Source organism: Pseudomonas sp. m6p (assembly GCF_055760375.1).
Genome location: NZ_CM147084.1, coordinates 831013 through 853861, shown reverse-complemented (window position 1 = coordinate 853861; position 22849 = coordinate 831013). Strand labels below are relative to the sequence as shown.

At 61.6% G+C, this 22849-nt stretch carries 12 protein-coding genes; 8 read left to right on the top strand and 4 right to left on the bottom strand.

Annotated elements, in window-relative coordinates:
* Positions 1-143: 143 nt before the first annotated feature.
* The gene (locus ACYZUM_RS04050; RefSeq protein ID WP_108181998.1) at positions 144-9491 is read right to left on the bottom strand and encodes a retention module-containing protein; all 9348 of its coding nucleotides are present in this window, start codon (positions 9489-9491) and stop codon (positions 144-146) included.
* Between the two features lie 532 nt (positions 9492-10023).
* On the opposite strand from ACYZUM_RS04050, the gene ACYZUM_RS04045 reads away from it, so the two are divergent.
* The 3 genes from ACYZUM_RS04045 to ACYZUM_RS04035 all read left to right on the top strand — a co-directional run bounded on the left by ACYZUM_RS04045 (position 10024) and on the right by ACYZUM_RS04035 (position 15241).
* The gene (locus ACYZUM_RS04045; protein WP_108181997.1) at positions 10024-11382 is read left to right on the top strand and encodes a TolC family outer membrane protein; all 1359 of its coding nucleotides are present in this window, start codon (positions 10024-10026) and stop codon (positions 11380-11382) included.
* Between the two features lie 139 nt (positions 11383-11521).
* The gene (locus ACYZUM_RS04040; protein WP_108181996.1) at positions 11522-13684 is read left to right on the top strand and encodes a type I secretion system permease/ATPase; all 2163 of its coding nucleotides are present in this window, start codon (positions 11522-11524) and stop codon (positions 13682-13684) included.
* A gap of 195 nt (positions 13685-13879) precedes the next feature.
* Entirely contained in the window at positions 13880-15241 is a 1362-nt protein-coding gene (locus ACYZUM_RS04035; protein WP_108181995.1) for an HlyD family type I secretion periplasmic adaptor subunit, read from the top strand.
* 144 nt (positions 15242-15385) lie between these two features.
* Here the strand turns inward: ACYZUM_RS04035 and ACYZUM_RS04030 are convergent, their stop codons facing one another.
* The gene (locus ACYZUM_RS04030; protein ID WP_086791944.1) at positions 15386-15982 is read right to left on the bottom strand and encodes a tRNA-uridine aminocarboxypropyltransferase; all 597 of its coding nucleotides are present in this window, start codon (positions 15980-15982) and stop codon (positions 15386-15388) included.
* A gap of 5 nt (positions 15983-15987) precedes the next feature.
* Positions 15988-16881, bottom strand: coding sequence for a LysR family transcriptional regulator (locus ACYZUM_RS04025; RefSeq protein WP_041070221.1), 894 nt, complete (start codon positions 16879-16881; stop codon positions 15988-15990).
* Positions 16882-17204: 323 nt separating this feature from the next.
* Between ACYZUM_RS04025 and speB the strand changes: the two genes are divergently transcribed.
* From speB to ACYZUM_RS04000, 5 genes are all read left to right on the top strand, one after another.
* Positions 17205-18155 (top strand): agmatinase, encoded by a 951-nt coding sequence (speB, locus tag ACYZUM_RS04020; RefSeq protein ID WP_003222717.1) that lies wholly within the window; start codon positions 17205-17207, stop codon positions 18153-18155.
* Positions 18156-18165: 10 nt separating this feature from the next.
* Positions 18166-18588, top strand: a complete 423-nt coding sequence (locus ACYZUM_RS04015; protein ID WP_108181994.1) for a YybH family protein — start codon at positions 18166-18168, stop codon at positions 18586-18588.
* A gap of 54 nt (positions 18589-18642) precedes the next feature.
* Positions 18643-20154 (top strand): purine-cytosine permease family protein, encoded by a 1512-nt coding sequence (locus ACYZUM_RS04010; protein ID WP_108181993.1) that lies wholly within the window; start codon positions 18643-18645, stop codon positions 20152-20154.
* A 185-nt stretch (positions 20155-20339) separates the two neighbouring features.
* Positions 20340-21719 (top strand): sodium:solute symporter family protein, encoded by a 1380-nt coding sequence (locus tag ACYZUM_RS04005; RefSeq protein WP_041070225.1) that lies wholly within the window; start codon positions 20340-20342, stop codon positions 21717-21719.
* Positions 21720-21803: 84 nt separating this feature from the next.
* Positions 21804-22529, top strand: coding sequence for an MBL fold metallo-hydrolase (locus ACYZUM_RS04000; RefSeq protein WP_108181992.1), 726 nt, complete (start codon positions 21804-21806; stop codon positions 22527-22529).
* Between the two features lie 121 nt (positions 22530-22650).
* Here ACYZUM_RS04000 and ACYZUM_RS03995 read toward each other — a convergent pair whose 3' ends face one another.
* Positions 22651-22779 (bottom strand): PA1414 family protein, encoded by a 129-nt coding sequence (locus tag ACYZUM_RS03995; protein ID WP_003184145.1) that lies wholly within the window; start codon positions 22777-22779, stop codon positions 22651-22653.
* Positions 22780-22849 lie beyond the last annotated feature (70 nt).

Sequence of the window (22849 nt, the reverse complement as noted above, 5' to 3'; positions counted from 1 at the left end):
GCTCACAAAATGGTGAGCACCATAAATTCAATGTGTGCGAGCCTGCTCGCGAAGTCTGACTCACTGGCAACGCAGTTCTCCAGACAGAAAAAACCCGCCGCCTCGATGATCGGGACGGCGGGTTTTGTCGCTTCAGGCCTTGATCACACCGTGTCCACCTTCAACGAATGATCATTGAGCATGCCGCTGATGATCGTCGCCGTGTCGTGCCCACCGGCTACCACTCCACCTGCCCCTGGCGTTACACCGTAATGACTGGCGAGGTTGACGCCAGCCAGGTCGATGGTCTGGTTCGGCGTGGCGCCGGCCAGGGCGCTGACGTCGATGCTGGTGAGCACCGAGGCGCCGCTGCCCGTGACGGTGAAGTGCAAGTAGTCGTCGAGCGACGCGGTGGTGCCGTTTTCACCTTGCAGCAGTTGTGACAGGTCGAGCTTGTCGGTGCCGGGGGTGAAGTCGGTGATGGTGTCGTGGCCAGTGTTGCCCTTGAGGTACTGGAAGGTGTCCGCTCCCGCTCCACCGGTCAGGGTGTTGTTGCCCATGCCGCCGATCAGCAGGTCATCGCCACCACCACCGTTGAGGATGTCGTTGCCCAGCCCGCCGTTGATCACGTTGTTATTGTTGTCGCCGGTCAGGGTGTCGTTGAAGTTCGAGCCGACCAGGTTTTCGATGTTGCTGATCGTGTCAGTGCCGGCGCCGATGGTGTTTTGCGCACCGAGCAGGCCGAGGTTGACCGTAACCCCGGCGGTGGCATGGGCATAGCTGACCGTGTCGATGCCGGTACCGCCGTCGAGAATGTCGTTGCCCGGACCGCTGTAGAGCAAGTCGTTGCCCGCACCGCCGTGCATCTCGTTGTTGCCGGAACCGGCGGTCAGTACGTCGTTGCCGTCGCCACCATTGAGGAGGTTGTTGCCGCTGCCTGCTACCAGAATGTCATCCCCGGCAGTACCGGTGAGGGTGTGGCCATCCTGATAGGTGATGTTGACGTTGGCGGTGTCGCTGCCGCCATGGTTGTCGTTGGCGGTGTAGGTGCCGTTGAAGTCCGGCGTCACGTCGTGGGCGCCGGCGTAGTTGACCGTCATGGTCAGTTGGTAATTTTCCGCTGCCGTCGGGTTGCTGCCGCTGGTGTTGCTGATGTTAGTCACGTGGATCTGGTACGTACCGTCGGCGCTGGCGGTGATGGTGTCGCCGTCGGCGATGCTGACGAACGCGCCGCCGTTGACCGAGTACTCCATGGTGACGTGGCCGGCCGCCAGGTTGTGATCCAGGTTGAGGGTTTCGCCCTGCTTCAGTTTGACGGTGATCAAGTCCTCATCGTTGGCATTGGCGTTGGTCACCGCACCGAGGTAACCGCTGACCACCAGCACCGCGGTCATCGCGGCGGTGTTCGCCGCGAACGCGTTACGCACGTCGGCCAGGTTCTGGTTGGCCGCCGTGTTGCTGGTGCCGTTGAACGTGATCGCGCCGGTACCGGTGAAGTCCGCGCCCTTGGCCACCCACCCGGTGTTGAAGGTGGTTGGTGAGGCGTTGAGCGTGTCGCCATCCGGGTCGGTGTCGTTGGCCAGCAACAGTTCGCCCGGCACCGTGACGCTGCTCGACAGCACGTTGGTGATGACGTGGTCGTCCACCGCCACTGGTGGCGAGTTGGGGATCACTTTCACGGTCAGCGTCGAGCTGGCGAGGTCGCCGTCATTGTCGCTGAGGGTGAAACCGATGTTCTCGGTGATCACCGTGGTCGTGGTTTTCTGCGAGGTGTAGCTGTAGTCGCCGGTGTCGAGGTTGATTACCAGGGTGCCGCTGTTGTTGGTGGCGATGCTGATCGTGTTGTTCACGGTATTGAACGTACCGTGGTTGGTGCCGCCGCTGGCGGTCAATGAACCCTGGCCGCTGTTGGCGCGCGGGTCATAGGTGTAGGTGGTGCCGTCGACCACGATGGATTTGATGAAGCCGCCATCGGCGCCGAAGGTACCGCCCTCGCCCAGTAGCGAACCGGTGACTGGCGCACCTTCCACAGTGCCCGACAGCACCGAATTGAGCTGATTGAGGTCGGTGACGACCACCGCGTTGGTATCGGTGTGGCTGATACCGTCATAGGCCAGCGGGTCGAGGTTGGCGTTGCTCACACCACTGCCCAGGCCGATGGCGTAGTTCTTGATGCTGTTGGCATCGAGGAAGTTCTTCAGCGCGGTCTCGTCGGCGGTGCCGATTTCCTGGCCGGTGGTCGGTTTGCCATCGGAGAAGAAGTAACCGACGTTCTGCGCCCCGGTGAGTTTGCCGGAGGTATTGAAGGCGGTTTGCATCATCGCCACCGCCGCATCGTAGTTGGTGCCGCCGCCCGCCGAGAGGCCGGCGAGAATCGATTTGGCGGTCGCTACGTCAACCCACACCGAGGTCCTGTCGGTGGCGCTGCTGCTGAAGGTGACGAGTTGCACCTTGACGTCGCCGAGGTCGTCATATTTGTCGAGCAAGGCACTGATCGCCTGTTTCGCCAGATCCAGCCGCGACAGGCCCGGCACGCCGGACGGGTCGACCATGCTGCCGGAAATATCGAGGACGATCAGCAGATTGGAATCGATCTCCACCGCCGCCACCGAGCGGTCCGACGCCACGGCTTTGGGCACGTCATCGACGATGTTGACCACGAGGGTGCTGGTGGTGCTGTTGCCCAGCGCATCGGTGGCTTTGTAGGTGAAACTTTCGCTCAGGGTGTTGGCGCCGTCGTTGGCGTTCGGCGTGGTTTTCGGTGCTGAGGTCAGGGTGTAAGTGTAGGTGCCGTCGGCGTTGAGCTGGATCTGCCCGTAGGTGCCGGTGGCGCTGCCGACCAGGGTATAGGTGATTGCCCCGCTGCCGCCGGTGACCGCACCGACCAGCGTACCGGTGGCGGTTTCGCCGGTGTTGCTCGGGTCGCTGCCGGTGACCGTGCCGGGCGCCAGGTCCTGGCCGTCCTTGGTCAGGTCGAGGGCTTTTTCGTAGACCGTCACGTCCTGATCGACCGACGCAATCAGTTTACTGTCGGCGACATTGATGGTGAGGGTGGTGGTGCTTTCATCACCGTCGCCGTCGCGGATGGTGTAGGTGAACGTGTCGGTGGCGCCCGGTGGGTTCACCGAGTTTGGATTGCTGTGGTAAATGGCGTTGCCCGCCGCGTCCAGCGTCAGGTAGCCGTAAGTGCCGTTGATGTTGCTGTTGAGGCCGCCGATCGCCGAGCTTGAGGTGTCGCCGCCGGCGCGCACGCCGACCACAGCACCACCCGCCGTTGCGCCGTCCGCACCAGTGACGTCATTGCCCAACACACTGACATTCACCGTACCGCCCTCCACCACCGAGCCGGTGTCGGCCTTGGCGGTCGGCAGGTCATCGATGATGTTGATGTTGATCTGGCCGCTGGCGGTGCTGCCGTCGGTGTCAGTCGCGACCACGTTGAAGTTTTCGGTGAGGCTGTTGGCGCCGTTGCCGGTCGGGTGATTTTCGTTATCCACCAGGGTGTAGCTGTAACTGACCACGCCGGTCGCCGGGTTGTAACCGGTGACGGTGAACGTACTGCCCAGCGGCGACACCACCGATTGCGGGAAGCCTGCGGCGACCCCGTTGGTCACGACGGCAATGCCACCGACAGTGAGGGTTTGCAGGCCATCCAGGGCCGTGACGGTGAACGTACCGCTCTGTGTCAGCGCCGGGGTGTCAGGGCTGGTGCCGTCACTGAGGTTTTTCTCGTAGACGGTGAGTTCGCCGCCATTGACGTCGAGGCCGTTGAGCACCACCGGATCGTCGTTGTTGTGGATGTTCAGCACCAGGTTGGCGGTGCTGGTATCGCCGTCGGCATCGGTGAGCGTGTAGGTGAATGTCTCGGTGCCGTTTCCACCGCCGTGCAGCGCCTTGAAAGCGGCGTCAGCCGGGTTAAGCGTGTAGGTGTAAGTGCCGTTGGCATTGAGCACCAGCGTACCGTAAGTCCCGGTGAACGTACCGGCAGTGATCGGCCCGGCATTCGGTCCGATGGCGACCACGTCCGCGCCTTGCACGTCGTTAGTCAGCACGTTGCCGGTCAGGGTCAGCTGGGTTTCCGAGGCACTGGTGGCGTTGCTGTCGTTGAGGGCTTTGGGCACGTCATCGACGATGCTGACGACGATGGTGCTGGTGACCACATTGCCCAGCGAATCGGTGGCCTGATAGGTGAAGGTTTCAGTCAGGGTATTGGCCCCGTCGTCGGCATGCGGTGTGGTGGTCGCGGGCGAGGTCAGGGTGTAGGTGTAAGTGCCGTTGGGGTTGAGCACGATCTGCCCGTAGTTGCCGGTGGCACTGCCGACCAGCGCATAGCTGATGGCGCCGACCGCACCGGTGACCGAACCGACCAGTGTGCCGGAGGCGGTTTCGCCCGTATTGGTCGGGTCGCTGCCGGTGACCGTACCCGGGGCCAGATCGGCGCCGTCCTTGGTCAGGTCGAGGGCTTTTTCGTAGACGGTGACGTCGGTGTCGCTGGTCGCATACAGCTTGCTGTTGGCGACATCGATGGTGATGGTGGTGGTGCTTTCATCGCCATCGGAATCGCGCACGGTGTAGGTGAACACATCCACCGCACCGGGGCCGTTCACGGCATTAGGGTTGCTGTGATAGACCGCGTTGCCGTTGGCGTCCAGCGTCAGGTAACCGTAGGTGCCATTGATGTTGCTGTTGAGGCCGCCAATGGCCGAGGTCGAGGTGTCGGAGCCGGCGCGCACACCGACCACCGCGCCGGTCACCGCCGGGCCGTCGGCGCCGCCGATGTCATTGTCGAGCACGTTGCCGCTGACGGTGCCGCCCTCCGCCACCGAGGCGGAATCGGCGTGCGCGCTCGGCAGATCATCAATGATGTTGACGTTGATCTGGCCGCTGGCGGTGCTGCCGTCAGTGTCAGTCGCCACCACGTTGAAGTTCTCGGTGATGCTGTTGGCGCCATTGCCGTTCGGATGGGTTTCGTTATCGACCAGGGTGTAGCTGTAGCTGACCACGCCGGTCGCCGGGTTGTAGCCGGTGATGGTCAGCGTGCTGCCCAACGGCGTGACGGTTGATTGCGGGAAACCTGCGGCCACACCACCGGTGACGACGTTGATGCCGCCCACGGTCAGGGTTTGCAGACCGTCGAGCGCGGTCACGGTGAAGGTACCGCTCTGAGTCAGCGCCGATGCATCGGGACTGGTGCCGTCGCTGAGGTTTTTCTCATAGACCGTGAGTTCGCCACCATTCACGTCGAGACCGTTGAGGATCACCGGATCGTCGTTGTTGTGGATCTGCAGGACGAGGTTGGCGGTGCTGGTATCGCCGTCGGAATCAGTGAGGGTGTAGGTGAAATTTTCGGTGCCGTTGCCGCCACCGTGCAGGTTTTTGAAGTCGGCGTCGTTGGTGTTCAGTGTGTAGGTGTAAGTGCCGTCAGTGTGCAGTTCCAGCGTGCCGTAGGTACCGGTAAAAGTCCCGGCAGTCACTGGGCCGGTCGGCACGCGGTCGGCGCCCTGGACGTCGTTGGTCAGGACATTGCCGGTCAGGATCAACTGGCTTTCCGAGGCGGTGCCGGTGTTGCTGTCATCCACGGCTTTAGGCAGATCGTCGACCACATTGACGTCGAGGGTCGCGTTGGCGGTGGTGCCGTTGTCATCCACCACCGTTACGGCAAATTGCTCAGGCAAGGTATTGGCACCGTTGCCGGTTGGATGCGCATCGTTGTGATCGAGGGTGTAGCTGTAGCTGACGACACCGGTTGCTGCGTTGAAACCGGTGATGGTCAACGTGCTGCCCAACGGTGTAGTCACCGATTGCGGGAAGCCAGCAGCCACACCATTAGTCACCACAGCAATGCCGCCGACGGTCAGCGTGGTGACGCCATCCAGAGCGGTGATGGTGAACGTGCCGCTTTGGGTCAGTGCCGAGGAATCCGGCGCGCTGCCGTCGCTGAGGTTTTTCTCGTAGACCGTCAGTTCGCCGCCGTTCACGTCCAGGCCGCTGATGACCACCGGATCGTCGTTGTTGTGAATCTGCAGCACCAGATTCGCAGTGCTGGTGTCACCGTCAGAATCGGTGATGGTGTAGGTGAACGTCTCTGTACCATTTCCACCGCCGTGCAGATTCTTGAAGTCGGCATCGGTCGGGTTGAGCGTGTAGGTGTAAGTGCCGTCGGTGTGCAGCTCCAGGGTGCCATAGGTGCCGGTGAAGGTACCGGCGGTGACCGGGCCGCTCGGTACGCGGTCGGCGCCTTGTACGTCGTTGGTGAGGACGTTGCCGGTCAGCGTGAGGTTAATTTCCGAAGCGGTATTGGCGTTGCTGTCATTCACCGCTTTTGGCAGGTCATCGATGATGTTCACATCGAGGGTCGCATTGGCAGTCGTGCCGTTGTCGTCCACCACGGTGACGGCAAATTGTTCAGGCAGGTTGTTGGCGCCGTTGGTGGTTGGATGGGCGTCGTTGTGGTCGAGGGTGTAGCTGTAGCTGACCACACCGGTCGCTGCGTTGAAACCTGTGATGGTCAGTGTGCTGCCGAGCGGCGTGGTCACCGATTGTGGGAAGCCGGCGGCCACACCATTGGTGACGACCGCGATGCCGCCGACGGTCAGCGTGGTGACGCCGTCCAAAGCGGTAATCGTGAAGGTGCCGCTTTGGGTCAGCGCGGTTGGGTCAGGAGCGCTGCCGGTGCTGAGGTTTTTCTCGTAGACCGTGAGTTCGCCGCCGTTGACGTCGAGACCGTTGAGGACCACCGGATCGTCGTTGTTGTGGATCTGCAGCACCAGATTCGCGGTGCTGGTGTCACCGTCAGAATCGGTGATGGTGTAAGTGAACGTCTCTGTGCCGTTACCGCCGCCGTGCAGATTCTTGAAGTCGGCATCGGTCGGGTTGAGCGTGTAGGTGTAAGTGCCGTCGGTGTGCAGCTCCAGGGTGCCATAGGTGCCGGTGAAGGTACCGGCGGTGACCGGGCCGGTGGGTACGCGGTCGGCGCCTTGTACGTCGTTGGTCAGCACGTTGCCTGTCAGGGTCAGCAGGGTTTCCGAAGCGGTGTTGGCGTTGGAATCGTTCACCGCTTTTGGCAGGTCGTCGATGATGTTCACATCGAGGGTCGCATTGGCAGTCGTGCCGTTGTCGTCCACCACGGTGACGGCAAATTGTTCAGGCAGGTTGTTGGCGCCGTTGGCGGTTGGATGGGCGTCGTTGTGGTCGAGGGTGTAGCTGTAGCTGACCACACCGGTCGCTGCGTTGAAACCTGTGATGGTCAGTGTGCTGCCGAGCGGCGTGGTCACCGATTGTGGGAAGCCGGCGGCCACACCGTTAGTGACGACAGCGATACCGCCGACAGTCAGCGTGGTGACGCCGTCCAAAGCGGTGATGGTGAAGGTGCCGCTTTGGGTCAGTGCGTTGGAATCCGGCTCGCTGCCAGTGCTGAGATTTTTTTCGTAAACAGTCAGCTCGCCGCCCTCGGCGTTCAAGCCATTGATCAGCACCGGATCGTCGTTGTTGTGGATCTGCAGCACCAGATTCGCGGTGCTGGTGTCACCGTCCGAGTCGGTGATGGTGTAAGTGAACGTCTCTGTCCCATTGCCGCCGCCGTGCAAATTCTTGAAGTCGGCATCGGTCGGGTTGAGCGTGTAGGTGTAAGTGCCGTCGGTGTGCAGCTCCAGGGTGCCATAGGTGCCGGTGAACGTACCGGCAGTGACGGGGCCGGTGGGTACGCGGTCAGCGCCTTGTACGTCGTTGGTCAGAACGTTGCCTGTCAGCGTAAGGTTGGTTTCCGAAGCGGTGTTGGCGTTGGAATCGTTCACCGCTTTGGGCAGGTCGTCGATCACGTTCACATCGAGGGTTGCATTGGCAGTCGTGCCGTTGTCGTCCACGACGGTGACGGCGAACTGCTCGGGCAGGTTGTTGGCGCCGTTGGCAGTTGGGTGGGCGTCGTTGTGATCCAGCGTGTAGCTGTAACTCACTACACCGGTCGCTGCGTTGAAACCGGTGATGGTCAGCGTGCTGCCCAACGGAGTAGTGACCGATTGTGGGAAGCCTGCAGCTACGCCATTGGTAACCACGGCGATACCGCCCACGGTCAGGCTCGTTACACCGTCTTGCGCAGTGATGGTGAAGGTGCCGCTCTGAGTCAGTGCATTAGCGTCCGGCGCGCTGCCGGTGCTGAGGTTTTTCTCGTAGACCGTCAGTTCGCCGCCGTTGACGTCGAGACCGTTGAGGACCACCGGATCGTCGTTGTTGTGGATCTGCAGCACCAGATTCGCGGTGCTGGTGTCACCGTCAGAATCGGTGATGGTGTAAGTGAACGTCTCTGTGCCGTTACCGCCACCGTGCAGCGCTTTGAAATCCGCGTCGCTGGTGTTCAGGGTGTAGGTGTACGTGCCATTGGCATTCAACACCAGCGTACCGAAAGTTCCGGTGAAGGTGCCCGCAGTCACAGGCCCGGTGGGCACGCGGTCAGCACCTTGCACATCGTTGGTCAGCACGTTGCCGGTAAGGGTCAGCAGGGTTTCCGACGCGGTATTGGCGTTGCTGTCGCTCACCGCTCTGGGCACGTCGTCGATGATGTTGACGTCGAGCGAGCCGGTGGCGCTGTCGCCATTGCTGTCACCGGCAGTCACGGTGAAATGTTCGCTGAGGCTGTTGGCGCCGTCACCGGCCGGATGGGCGTCATTGCCGTTGAGGGTGTAGCTGTAACTGACGACCCCGGTCGCAGCGTTGTAACCGGTGATGGTCAGGGTGTTGCCCAGTTGCGTGGTGATCGACTGCGGGAAACCCGCCGCCACGCCGCCACTGATCACGCTGATGCCGCCAATGTTCAGACTGCTCAAGCCGTCCGGCGCCGACACCGTGAAGCTGCCGCTCTGAGTCAGCGCGCCGGGGTTGGAGGAGGAGCCGTCGGGCAGGTTGGCTTCGTTGAGGGTCTGCTCGCCCCCCGGCACCGCGAGGCCGCTGAGCGTCACCGGATTGTTGACCGGCGGCGGCACGATCGGCGTGTTGTTGCCATTGTCGATCACCGCGTTATGCCGCTCTTCGGGAAACTCGGGAATGCCATTGAAACCGGCGGTCGGGAAGCCGATGACCGGATCCACTCGTCCACCGACTTCAGTCAGCAACACAAAGCTGTGACCACCGCCCGCCTCGCCCGGCACGCCAGTCGGCGCATTCGGGCCCGCAGCGGTGGCTTCAGCGGCTTTGGTCGGGTCTTCGCCGGCAGCGATGGCTTTCTGAATCTGCTCGACGTCAGTCAGCTGTGCTTCGCTCGGCGTCAGCGCTTCAGGGGAGTCGACATGCACCGCCTGATTGGCCAGCAGTTGCCCGGAAAGGGTCATGCTGCTGTCGCGACCCAAGGTCAGTTCGTGGCCATTTTGCAAATGAATGGCGACAGCGCCTTCTGCGCCGGTGATCACTTGATCGCCGGCAAACAAGCGGTCGCCCTCGACCAAAGCGCGGCGAGTGCCGTCGGTGCCTTGAGCAAAAACCTGACCAATGACTTTAGTGACGATCCCGATGAGCGTTGCCATGTGAAACTCCTCCGCTGCCGAACACCGTCGGCACTGGTTCGCGAAGCACGCCCATGGCTCAAGCGGGTTGCCGGGGTGACGCTCGCACCTCGACAGTTCGTTTCGCAGGTAGCGCAAACAAGGAAAGGTCAGTGCTTTCAAGCACTGCGCAATCCTGATTGATGCCGCAAACCCACTAGCGCTACGTAACGGTGGTGAATCACCCGAGTGACAAAAAACCGTCACCCATCTGCCGCTACGCGTCCCTCCCCTTCAGCATTACTTCGCCGTATGTCGCAAAGTGAATGGAACTTTCCTCAAGCCTCTCCGTGCTCCCTGAAGCGCATAAACAAAGGCTTTCGTCCTGAACAATGTGCCGATTTTGGCCAAGCGCATAAGTTTTTTTCGGCATAAGCCTTATGAAAATTTTTTCTTAGCTACGCTTCAGGATGTTCTTAGCTCTGTTGTTACAAGAGTGAAACGCTTACACCTTAAATTATCGTCAAATATTTGGCGACAGTAACACACCATCAGGACCAGGGAGATGCACCCCATGCGCGTTTTAACCCCCCTTTGCAGCGCGGTTTTGCTGGCCATGGCTTGCACTTCTCAAGCCCAGGCCATGAACCTGACCGAAGCAATTCAGAGCACCATTGCCACCCACCCGGATCTCGCCTCGCGTGTGGACGCCAAACTGTCGGCCGATGAGCAAGTGAAAGTGGCCAAGGGCGGCTTCTATCCGTCCGTCGACTTGAATGCCGCCTACGGGCGCGGCTACAGCGACAACACCAATACCCGGGCTTTCGGTAATCACCACACCGAGATTCTCAATTACACCCAGTCGGAACTGCGACTGCGACAAATGATCTTCGACGGCTTCAACACGGCCAATGAAGTCGAGCGCACCAAGGGCGTGTCCAACTCGCGCGCCTACTACGCGCAAGGCACCGCCCAGGATCTGGCGCTGCGCACCATCGAGGTCTACCTCGAAGTGCTCAAGCGGCGCGAATTGGTGACCCTGGCCAAGAACAACCTGCAAGCGCACCTGCGCGTGAATGATCAGATCGGCCTGCGCACCCAGCGCGGCATCGGCAGTACCGCCGACTCCGATCAATCGGTCGCCCGTAAGGCGCTGGCGCAAAACAACCTCGACACCGCCGAAGTCGATCTGGCCGACGCCGAATCGAACTTCTACGCCGTGGTCGGGCGCATGCCCGATGAACTCGAAGCGCCACCGTCGACTCGCGGCGAGGTTCCCACCAGCCTGCCGGAAGCCCAGCAGAGCATGGTCGAGAACAACCCGTATCTGAAATCCGCGCAGGCGGACGTGCAGTCAGCCGAGAGCCAGTACGAAGTTGCCAAGTCGCCGTTCTATCCTCGATTCGATGCCGAAGCGGCGGTGGGTGCGAACAACAACGTGCAAGGCGATGAGGGCCACGACAACGAATGGCGCGTGGGCGTGATCATGAACTACAACCTGTTCCGTGGCGGCAGCGACAAGGCCCGACTGGCGTCCGATGCGCACCAGATCAACCAGGCGATGGACATTCGTAACAACGCCCTGCGCCAGTTGAACGAGAACATCCACCTGGCGTGGAACGCCATGGTCAACGCGAACAAACAGACCCCGACCGCCCGTGAATACGCCGAGACCACCAAACGCGTGCGCGCGGCGTATCAGGATCAGTTCGGCCTCGGCCAACGCACCCTGCTCGACTTGCTCGACAGTGAAAACGAGCTCTACAACGCCAACCGCCGCTACACCGAAATCCGCTACACCGAGGAATATTCGATGTACCGCGTGCTGGCGAACATGGGCCAGTTGCTGAGCAAGCAACGGGTGGTGCTGCCGGCGGATGCGATCGCGGCGACCGAAGTCAAAAACGAAGCGCGCCTGCCTGAGCTGAAATGAAGTAACCCCTGTAGGAGCTGCCGAAGGCTGCGATCTTTTGATGTTGTTTTTGCAGATCAAGATCAACAGATCGCAGCCTTCGGCAGCTCCTACAGGGAGATGTGTCGATAGTCGAGTCCGTTCAACAGGGGCGATCAATATGACCAGCATGACCGAAGGCGGACACACCGGGATCGATCCGCGGCTGAGCTTCGATGACCCGTTACTCGACGGTCTGTTGATCCTCTGCAAGCTCCACGGCGCGACGGTCAGTCGTGCCAGCCTGAGTGCCGGGCTGCCCCTGAACAAGCAACGCCTGAGCCTGGACCTGCTGCCCCGCGCAGCCGCCCGGGCCGGTTTGCAGGCGCGCCTGTTGCGGCGTGAACTGAAGGATATTTCTGCACTGAATCTGCCGATCCTGTTGCTGCTCAAGGATGGGCGCACCGCCGTCCTGCGGCGTTTTGGCGATGACGGCAAGGCGCTGATCCTGCCCAGCGAAGCCGATGGCGGCGAGCAATGGGTCGAGCGCGAAGAACTGGCCGAGCACTACAGCGGTCAAGCCTTGTTCGCCCGTCCGCGCCACGAACTCGAAGACTTGCGTTCACCGCTGGTGCCACGGGTCCACGCCTGGTTTCGCGACACGCTGAAGCTGTCGAAATGGCTGTACAGCGATGCGATCCTCGCCAGTTTTCTGATCAACCTGCTGGGCCTGATGGTGCCGCTGTTCGTCATGCAGACCTACGACCGCGTGGTACCGAATCAGGCCACCTCGACCCTATGGGTGTTGGCGATCGGCCTGTTGATCGGCACCGGTTTCGAGCTGGTGTTGCGGGTGGTGCGCGCGCACCTGCTGGACACCGCCGGCAAGAAAACCGACGTGATCCTTTCCGCGACTTTATTTGAACGCATCACCGGCATGGCGATGAAGGCCCGGCCGGCGACCATCGGCGGTTTCGCCCAGAGCATTCATGACTTTCAGGGCCTGCGCGAATTCCTCACCGCCGTGACCCTGACCAGCCTGATCGACCTGCCCTTTGTGGTGTTGATGCTGGTGGTGATCGGCCTGCTCGGCGGCTGGCTGGTGGTGATCCCACTGCTGGCATTTCCGATCACGATCATTTTTGCTCTGGCGATTCAGGTGCGCCTGCGCGACACCGTGCAGAAAAGCCTGAGCCTCGGCGCCGAGCGGCAGGCGCTGCTGATCGAAACCCTCGGCGGCCTGGAAACCCTCAAGGCCTGCAGCGCCGAAAGCGAGCGCCAGCACAAATGGGAAAGCACCCACGGCGCCCTCACCCGCCTCGACAGCCATGCGCGCAACCTCTCCGCGCTGGCGACCAACGGCACACTGTTCATCCAACAGTTCTCGGGGATGGCGACGATCGTTGCCGGGGTCTACAGCATCATCGCCGGCAACCTCAGCGTCGGTGCGCTGGTCGCCAGCTACATGCTCGGCAGCCGGGTTCTTGCGCCGCTGGGGCAGATCGCCGGGCTGATCACCCGCTACCAGCAAGCGCAACTGACCATGAAAAGCACCGACGCGCTGATGGGCCTGCCGCAGGAGCGTGACGGCAAGCAGCGGCCACTGGAACGTACACAGCTACAAGGTGCGCTGGACGTCAGTGGCGTGACCTTTCACTACAACGGTCAGAATGCACCGGCGCTGAGCAACGTCAGCTTCAGCATGAAACCCGGCGAGCGGATCGGCATCATCGGTCGCAGCGGCTCGGGCAAAAGCACCCTGGCGCGGCTGTTGATGGGTTTCTATGAACCCGAGGAAGGCCAGTTGCTGCTCGACGGCCTCGACCTGCGGCAACTGGATGTCGCCGACCTGCGCCAGCAGATCGGTTACGTCGCCCACGACCTGCCGCTGCTGGCCGGCAGCCTGCGCGACAACCTGACCCTCGGCGCCCGCTACATCAGCGACTCGCGCATGCTCGAAGTCGCTGAACTGACCGGCGTTACCGAACTGGCGCGACAGCATCCGCAAGGTTTCGACCGGCCGGTGGGCGAGCGCGGACAACTGCTCTCCGGTGGCCAGCGCCAAGCGGTGTTGCTGGCCCGGGCGCTGCTGCTCGACCCGCCGATCATGCTGCTCGACGAACCCACCAGCGCCATGGACAATAGCAGCGAAGACCTGCTGCGCCAGAAGCTGCACGGCTGGGTGCAAGGCAAGACGCTGCTGCTGGTCACCCACCGCACCTCGATGCTGAGCCTGGTGGACCGGCTGCTGGTCCTGGACAACGGCCGGGTCGTCGCCGACGGCCCGAAAGAAGCGGTCATCGATGCACTGCGCAAGGGCCGCGTCGGCTCGGCGGCGGTTTAGATGCGTGAACATAATTTATGGCTCTCACAAAACCTGTGGCGAGGGGATTTATCCCCGATGGGCTGCGCAGCGGCCCCAAAGACTCTGAGGGCGCTTCGCACCCTATCGGGGATAAATCCCCTCACCACAAGTAAGTGTTCCGGGCGACGCATGGGTTGTGCGGTTTGATGTTTCTTAACTGAGGGGTATCGCCCCATGTCTGCATCTTCAGATAGCAAATCACGCAGTTACTTCGACAGTTTCGGCAAAAGCGCCGAAGCCGAGTTCATGCCGGAAACCGCCGGCGCTTCGCTGCAGGATTCGCCGCGCTGGTCGCGGATCACCGTGTGGCTCGCAGCGGCGCTGTTGATCAGTGCGCTGGTCTGGGCCAAGTTCGCCGTGCTTGAAGAAGTGACCATGGGCGAAGGCAAGGCGATTCCGTCAAGCAAGGTCCAGGTGATCCAGAACCTGGAGGGCGGGATCGTCACCGAGATTTTTGTTCGTGAAGGACAGATGGTGAACAAGGGCGACAAGTTGCTGCGCCTGGATGACACACGCTTCCTGTCGAACAAGGGTGAGAGCGAGGCCGATCGTTACGCCCTGACCGCGCAAGTCGAACGCCTTTCCGCCGAAGCCGAGGGCCGTCCGTTCAAACTGTCTGACGAGGTGATCGCCAAGGCGCCACAGGTCGCCGAAGACGAACGGGCACTCTACGACCAGCGCCAACGGCGTCTGGCCAGCGAACAACGCACCCTCACCGAACAGCTGCGGCAGAAGACTCAGGAGCTGGCGGAGTTCCGCTCCAAGCAAGGCCAGTACAGTTCCAGCCTGGCGCTGCTGCAGCAGGAGATGAACATGTCGGCGCCACTGGTCGGCACTGGTGCGGTGTCACCGGTGGAGATCCTGCGACTGAAACGCAGCGCGGTGGAAATTCGCGGCTCACTGAACGCAACGACCTTGGCGATCCCACGGGCGGAATCGGCAATCAACGAGATCAAGAGCAAGATCGACGAATCGGAACAGACCTTCCGCTCCGACGCGGCCAAAGACCTCAATCAGAAACGCACCGACCTGTCGAAAATCACCGCCTCGAGCATCGCCATCGACGACCGCGTCAGCCGCACCACCGTGACCTCGCCGGTGCACGGGGTCATCAAGCAGCTCAAGGTCAACACCATCGGCGGCGTGGTGCAGCCGGGCAGCGACATGGTCGAAATCGTGCCACTGGAGGACAACCTGCTGATCGAAGCCAAGGTGCGTCCGCAAGACGTCGCGTTCCTCCATCCGGGCCAGAAAGCCATGGTCAAGTTCAGTGCCTATGACTACACGATCTACGGCGGGCTGAGCGCAAAACTGGAACTGATCGGTGCCGACACGATTACCGATGACAAGGGCAACAGCTTCTACCTGATTCAGGTGCGCACCGATAAAAACCACTTGGGCGGCGATGTGAAACCGCTGCTGATCATCCCGGGGATGGTGGCGACGGTGGACATTATTACTGGGGAGAAAAGTGTGCTGGATTACCTGCTGAAACCGGTGCTGAAAGCGCGGACCGAGGCGATGCGCGAGCGGTAGAAGTTTCTGGATCTGGTGGTGAATTGACTGGCCTCATCGCTGGCAAGCCAGCTCCCACAGGTTCTGAGGTGCTCACAGATTTTGTGTTCGACACGGACACTGTGGGAGCTGGCTTGCCAGCGATGGGGCCAGCCCAGACATCAACTATCTGTCGCCATGATTGCGCTGAAAAACCTCCGCCCCCATCGCCGCAATCTGCCCCTCGATCAGCGCCTCGAACGGCTTGAGCAACGGCGCAAACGTCATCGGCGCTTCCAGAGTTTCCAGCGCCTGCACAATCGCCTCAATCGTTGACAACGCCCCCGGCCCCGGCGCTTTGCGCAACCGATAGCGCGATACCCCACCCTGCGCCAGCGTCACCCGCGGCAACGCCGCCAGCAGCGGGTTGAGATGAAGCATCTTGCGTGCCTTGCGCCAGGTGCCGTCCGGCACCACCAGCAACAACGGTTGATCGGATTCGCGGTAAGCCTGCAGCGGCTGCGCATCGTCAGCGGGAAACAGCAACCGCGCCTGATATCCCGGCCGATTGAGCAGCGCCGGCAGATCCTCGAATATCTCACCGACAATCAACTCGGCATTGGCCAAACCCAGCGCCGCCAACCGCGCAGTATTCAACGCATGGTTAACCTCGCTCGGATGCTGCAACAGCAGAACGCGGGTGCGGCTGTCGAGGCTCGGGATCAGCGGGCACAGGCAGTGGCTTTGTGGACGCAGGCAGCGCGGACATTGGGGTCTGGACATGGTTCTTATGCCTGATTGAGCTGTGCTTTGAGCAAATCACGGAAGGTCTGAATCAACGGTTCGCGGCTGCGGCCCCGGCGCATGATCATCGAAAACGGCGCCTGATAACCGAAGGTCGCCGGCAGCAACACGCGCAAGTCTCCTTTGTCGGCCCAGGCCTGAGCGTAGTGCTCCGGCAGGTAGCCGATGTAGGCGCCGGACAGCACCAGAATCAGCTGTGCCTCCATACTTTCCACGGTCGCCGCGCTGTGTTTGAAACCGTGGCGCGCCAGTTCCGCCTGACTCCAATAACCACGGCCGACCATGCGTTGCTGGGTGATGACCTGCTCGGGAATCCGCCGCTCGTGGAACAACGGATGGCGGCTGCTGCAATACAGCCAGTGCTGCTCGCGGTACAGCGGCATGTACACCAGGCCGCTCATGCGCGTGGAAAACGCGCCGATGGCCAGATCGAGGCGGTTGTCCTGCACACCGAGTTGCAGTTCGTAGGGGCTCATCACCGACAAGTGCAAATGCACCGCCGGGTGCTCCTGGCTATAAGCGCCGATGGCTTCCGCGAACGGCAAGGCCTTGTCGCTGACGGTGGAGTCGATCACCCCGAGATTGAGCGTACCGCGCAGTTCGCCCTTGAGTGCAGCAGCGTATTGCTCGAAACCTTCAAGTTCGGCCAGCAGGCGCAGGGTTTCCTGATGGAACAGCTCGCCCTTGCTGGTCAGGCTGAACCCGCCCCGTCCGCGATGACACAACACCAGACCAAGCGCCGCTTCGAGCTGGCTCATATAGGTGCTGATCGCCGAGGTCGACAGGTTGAGCTCCTGTTGCGCGTTGGCGAAACCCTGATGCCGGACCACGCTGACGAAGATGCGCAATAGTTTCAGGTCGGGTAAAGCGTTGGCCATCAGGTACTCCACAAACCATTTGAACTCGCCGATCCCTGTAGGAGCTGCCGCAGGCTGCGATCTTTTGATCTTGATTTCTGGCAGCTTTGAAGGCGCCGAAAATCAAAAGATCGCAGCCTGCGGCAGCTCCTACAGGGTGATTCGGCAGCGGGAGAAGTCTAGCTCGGGCATCGCCATTAGTTTAGAAAAATCTGAACTAAGTTTTTGCCCGTAGCGATTCTTCCCCCGCACTACATTTCGCAGAATCGGCCCCACAGCGGCGTCCGAACCTGTGCTCGACGGTGCGCCGACATAAATAAAACAAAGACGATGAGGCCCTACCCGTGGACAAGATTCTTCACCAACCACTGGGCGGCAACGAAATGCCGCGCTTCGGCGGCATCGCCACCATGCTCCGACTCCCCCATGTACCGACCGCTGCCGGCCTGGACGCTGCCTTCGTTGGCGTGCCCCTGGACATCGGTACTTCGCTGCGCCCCGGCACCCGCTTCGGGCCGCGCGACATCCGCACCGAATCGGTGATGATCCGCCCGTACAACATGGCCACCGGCGCCGCGCCGTTCGACTCGCTGTCGGTCGCCGACATCGGTGACGTGGCGATCAACACCTTCAACCTGCTCGACGCCGTGCGCATCATCGAAGAGGCCTACGACAACATCCTCGAGCACAACGTGATCCCGATGACCCTGGGTGGCGACCACACCATCACCCTGCCGATCCTGCGGGCGATTCACAAGAAGCACGGCAAGGTCGGTCTGGTGCACATCGATGCCCACGCTGACGTCAACGATCACATGTTCGGCGAGAAGATCGCCCACGGCACAACCTTCCGTCGCGCCGTCGAAGAAGGTCTTCTGGACTGCGACCGCGTGGTGCAGATTGGTTTGCGCGCGCAGGGTTACACCGCTGACGACTTCAACTGGAGCCGCGATCAGGGCTTCCGCGTCGTACAAGCCGAAGAGTGCTGGCACAAGTCGCTGGCGCCGCTGATGGCCGAAGTGCGCGAGAAAGTCGGCGGCGGCCCGGTGTACCTGAGCTTCGACATCGACGGCATCGACCCTGCCTGGGCGCCAGGTACCGGCACCCCGGAAATCGGGGGTCTGACGACCATTCAGGCGATTGAAATCGTTCGCGGCTGCCAGGGCCTCGACCTGATCGGCTGCGATCTGGTAGAAGTTTCGCCCGCTTACGACACCACCGGCAACACCTCGCTGCTGGCCGCCAACCTGCTGTACGAAATGCTCTGCGTACTGCCTGGCGTGGTCCACCGCTGAGGGTTCGGCCATGAACGAACGTGATCAGGTGTTGAAAGCGGCTGCCGATCTGGTGTCCGCCTTCGCGCGTAACGATCGCGAAGCTTATTTCGGCGCGTTCAGCGCCGACGCAAGCTTCGTGTTTTACACCCTCGAACAGCCGCTGCTGTCGCGCGATGCCTATCAGGCGTTGTGGGACACCTGGCGCGCCGAGGATGGCTTTGAAGTGCTGTCGTGCACTTCGAGCAACGCCTTCGTCAGCCTGCAAGGTGACGTGGCGGTGTTTATCCATGACGTGGCCACCGAGCTGCGCATGCAAGGGGAGCAACATTTCAGCCAGGAGCGCGAGACGATTGTTTTCCGCAAACAAACGTCGAGCCTAGAACAACAAGGCCATTGGCTGGCCTGCCACGAACATTTGTCCGCAATGCCGGAAGGGCTGCCATCCCCTTAGCCAAACAGGTGACGCTCACGCACGATGAGCGCGCCTTTATGATCGGAGCAGATCATGAATAACAACAACAACGACCAAAGCCTTACGCAAATTGAAACCCACGGGGTCGAACAGATCCCGGACCACGAACGCACCGCAGGCCCGACGGACTTGTTCCGGATGATCTTCGGTGGTTCCAATACCTTTGCCACCGCCGTGCTCGGCAGTTTCCCGGTACTGTTCGGCCTGTCGTTTCAGGCCGGTGTCTGGGCGATTGTGCTGGGCGTGCTGCTCGGCTCGCTGATCCTCGCACCGATGGGCCTGTTCGGCCCGATCAACGGCACCAACAATGCCGTGTCCTCCGGCGCCCACTTCGGCGTGCACGGGCGGATCGTCGGTTCGTTCCTGTCGCTGTTGACCGCCATCGCGTTTTTCTCGCTCTCGGTGTGGAGTTCGGGCGATGCATTGATCGGCGGGGCGAAACGCCTGATCGGTCTGCCGGAAACCGACCTGACCCTGGGCCTGGCCTACGGTCTGTTCGCGATTCTGGTGCTGACCGTGTGCATCTACGGCTTCCGCTTTCTGCTGTGGGTGAACAAGATCGCGGTGTGGAGCGCCAGTCTGTTGTTCCTGCTGGGCATGTTCGCCTTCGCCGGTCCTTTCGATGTCAACTACGCCGGTACGGTGAACCTCGGGCAACCGGGCTTCTGGGCGGCGTTCATCGGCGCGGCGCTGGTGGCGATGAGCAACCCGATCTCGTTCGGTGCGTTCCTCGGCGACTGGTCGCGCTACATCCCGCGTGACACCTCCAAGCAGCGAATCATGGCCGCCGTGGTGCTGTCGCAGATCGCCACGTTCATCCCGTTCCTGTTCGGCCTGAGCACCGCGACCATCGTCGCGATCAAGGCGCCGGACTACATCGCGGCGAACAATTATGTGGGTGGTCTGCTGGCGGTATCGCCGAGCTGGTTCTTCCTGCCGGTGTGCCTGATTGCGGTGATCGGCGGTATGTCCACCGGCACCACCTCGCTGTATGGCACCGGGCTGGACATGTCCAGCGTGTTCCCACGGGTGCTGTCGCGGGTCAAGGCAACGTTGCTGATCGGCGTGCTGTCGATTGCCTTCATCTTCATCGGACGCTTCGCGGCGAACCTGGTGCAGAGCGTGTCGACCTTCGCCGTGCTGATCATCACCTGCACTACCCCGTGGATGGTGATCATGATTATCGGCCTGCTGGTGCGTCGCGGCTTCTACTGCCCGGATGACCTGCAAGTGTTCACTCGCGGCGAGCAAGGCGGACGCTACTGGTTCAACCACGGCTGGAACTGGCGTGGCCTGGGTGCATGGATCCCGAGCGCGGCGGTCGGCCTGTGCTTCGTCAACCTGCCGGGGCAGTTCGTCGGCCCGCTGGGTGAAATGGCCGGTGGTATCGACATCAGCCTGCCGGTAACGCTGGGTCTGGCGTCGGTGGTGTACCTGACGTTGCTGAGCCTGTTCCCGGAACCGCGGGAGGTGTTTGGACCGCAGGATGTGCGCAGCCAAGGCGCGGCGGCGCAAGCAAAATCGGCACTGCGCCAAGCGGCCTGATTCACACAGAAAATTTGAAGGATTGGAGTTCTTGTGGCGAGGGAGCTTGCTCCCGCTCGACTGCGCAGCAGTCGCAATGAAGCTGTTGGGGCCGCTTCGCAGCCCAGCGGGAGCAAGCTCCCTCGCCACAGAGAGGCATTCGATTCAGCGTTCCACATAAAAAAGACAATCGGAGACACGCCATCATGGCTTTGGATTTATTCGTCGTCCTCATCTACGCCGCCGGCATGCTGTTGCTCGGCTACTACGGCATGCGCAAGGCCAAGACCAACGAGGACTTTCTCGTTGCCGGGCGTAACCTGGGCCCGAGCCTGTACATGGGCACCATGGCCGCGACCGTGCTCGGTGGCGCGTCCACCGTCGGCACCGTGCGCTTGGGTTACGTGCACGGGATCTCCGGTTTCTGGCTGTGCGCGGCACTGGGTTGCGGCATCGTCGCGCTGAACCTGTTCCTCGCCAAACCGCTGTTGAAACTGAAGATCTACACCGTTACCCAAGTCCTGGAAAAACGCTACAACCCGATGGCCCGCTCGGCGAGCGCGGCGATCATGCTGGCCTACGCGCTGATGATCGGCGTGACCTCGATCCTCGCCATCGGCACCGTGCTGCAAGTGCTGTTCGGCCTGCCCTTCTGGATCTCGGTATTGCTCGGCGGTGGCGTGGTGGTGATCTACTCGGCGATCGGCGGCATGTGGTCGCTGACCCTGACCGACATCGTCCAGTTCATCATCAAGACCGTGGGCCTGATGTTCATCCTGTTGCCGATCTGCCTGTACCGCGTCGGTGGCTGGGACGAACTGGTGCTGAAGCTGCCGGCAGCGGCGTTCAACTTCACCACCATCGGCTGGGACACGATCATCACCTACTTCATGATCTACTTCTTCGGCATCCTGATCGGTCAGGACATCTGGCAACGGGTGTTCACCGTCAAGACCGCCAAAGTCGCGCAGTACGCCGGCAGCATCGCCGGTATCTACTGCATCCTCTACGGGCTGGCCTGCGCGCTGATCGGCATGGCTGCGCACGTGCTGATCCCGGATCTGGACAACGTCAACAACGCCTTTGCCGCCATCGTCAAACTGTCGCTGCCGGACGGCATCCGTGGTCTGGTGATCGCTGCTGCTCTGGCGGCGATGATGTCCACCGCCAGCGCTGGCCTGCTCGCCGCGGCCACCACCCTGACCGAAGACCTGCTGCCGAAGCTGCGCGGCGGCAAACAGTCGAGCTTAGGCGTCAACCGTCTGTTCACTCTGCTCACCGGTGTCGTGGTGCTCGGCATCGCGCTGGTGGTGAACGACGTGATCAGCGCCCTGACCCTGGCCTACAACCTGCTGGTCGGCGGCATGCTGATTCCGCTGATCGGCGCGATCTTCTGGAAACGTGCGACCACCGCCGGCGCCATTGCCAGCATGGGCCTGGGTTTCGCCACCGCGCTGCTGTTCATGTTCAAGGACGGTCTGGATGCGAACACGCCGATCTACTACAGCCTGGCTGTGGGCCTGGTGAGTTTTGTGGTGGTCAGCCTGGTCTCCCCTCGCCCGGCGACGGTGGCGAGTGCGATCTAAGCTTTACGTAACGACTTGATGCTTTCTTCGACGGGTGTGGCGTCGGTTGCCACACCCGTTTTTTTACGTCTGGAGAAATGGTTTATGAAGATCGTTTCGCGCGATCAGTGGTTCGAAGTTCTGAATTTGAGCGATGGCATTCGCCTGATTCACGAGCCGTATATTCGCCCGTTCTACCGCTGCAACCTCTGGCACATCCAGGGCCGCGACAGGGATCTGCTGCTCGACAGCGGTTCGGGACTGGTCAGCCTGCGCGAACAGTTGCCCTGGCTGACTGAACGGCCGCTGGTGGCCGTCGCCAGCCACTGCCATTTCGACCACATCGCCGGGCATCACGAATTCGCCGAGCGCCTGGTGCATCGCGCCGAAGCTGACATCCTCGCCGCGCCGGACGGCGAGAACGATTTGAGCCGGGCCTTTGTCGGCGACGACATGTTCGAGGCGCATCCGGACTGTCCGCTGTGCTACGCCGAATACCGGGTGAAGGCCGCGCCGGCCACCGGGTTTGTCGAGGATGGCGATGTGCTGGATCTGGGCAATCGCACCTTGCAGGTGCTGCACACGCCGGGGCATTCACCGGGCGGCATCAGCCTGTATGAAGCGGCGACCGAAACCTTGTTCAGCGGCGACATCATCTACGACGGGCCGCTGATCGAAGACGCCTACCACTCCAATCTGGAGGATTACGCCGCCAGCCTGCGGCGCTTGCAGGTGCTGCCGATCCGCACCGTGCATGGCGGGCATTTCGGCAGTTTTTCCGGCGGGCATTTACGTTCGATGATTGACCAATGGCTGCGCGGGCACGCTTGAGGCCTGAAGTTTGAGCTCCACCACAAAAGCAAAAGATCGCAGCCTTCGGCAGCTCCTACAGGAAACACATTCCCTGTAGGAGCTGGCGAAGGCTGCGATCTTTTGATCTTTTATTTGAGCACTACCGCCGGCGAGGCTGACGCCGGCGCTGTTCGTCATCGGTGCGGATCGGTACGGGTTGCAGAGGCGGTTCGATCAAGCCGAGGGCTACACCCAAATCGTGCAGCCAGTTCTGAATTTTCTCTTTCATCGTCATGCCCCCTTCAGGGTAGTGCTGAGCGGCCGGAATTCTGAGGCCGCTTCGCACTGATAATAGTCCG

Coding starts and splice junctions, on each gene's coding strand:
- ACYZUM_RS04050 (WP_108181998.1), bottom strand. CDS start 9,491: ATGGCAACGCTCATCGGGATCGTCACTAAAGTCATTGGTCAGGTTTTT.
- ACYZUM_RS04045 (WP_108181997.1), top strand. CDS start 10,024: ATGCGCGTTTTAACCCCCCTTTGCAGCGCGGTTTTGCTGGCCATGGCT.
- ACYZUM_RS04040 (WP_108181996.1), top strand. CDS start 11,522: ATGACCAGCATGACCGAAGGCGGACACACCGGGATCGATCCGCGGCTG.
- ACYZUM_RS04035 (WP_108181995.1), top strand. CDS start 13,880: ATGTCTGCATCTTCAGATAGCAAATCACGCAGTTACTTCGACAGTTTC.
- ACYZUM_RS04030 (WP_086791944.1), bottom strand. CDS start 15,982: ATGTCCAGACCCCAATGTCCGCGCTGCCTGCGTCCACAAAGCCACTGC.
- ACYZUM_RS04025 (WP_041070221.1), bottom strand. CDS start 16,881: ATGGCCAACGCTTTACCCGACCTGAAACTATTGCGCATCTTCGTCAGC.
- ACYZUM_RS04015 (WP_108181994.1), top strand. CDS start 18,166: ATGAACGAACGTGATCAGGTGTTGAAAGCGGCTGCCGATCTGGTGTCC.
- ACYZUM_RS04010 (WP_108181993.1), top strand. CDS start 18,643: ATGAATAACAACAACAACGACCAAAGCCTTACGCAAATTGAAACCCAC.
- ACYZUM_RS04005 (WP_041070225.1), top strand. CDS start 20,340: ATGGCTTTGGATTTATTCGTCGTCCTCATCTACGCCGCCGGCATGCTG.
- ACYZUM_RS04000 (WP_108181992.1), top strand. CDS start 21,804: ATGAAGATCGTTTCGCGCGATCAGTGGTTCGAAGTTCTGAATTTGAGC.
- ACYZUM_RS03995 (WP_003184145.1), bottom strand. CDS start 22,779: ATGAAAGAGAAAATTCAGAACTGGCTGCACGATTTGGGTGTAGCCCTC.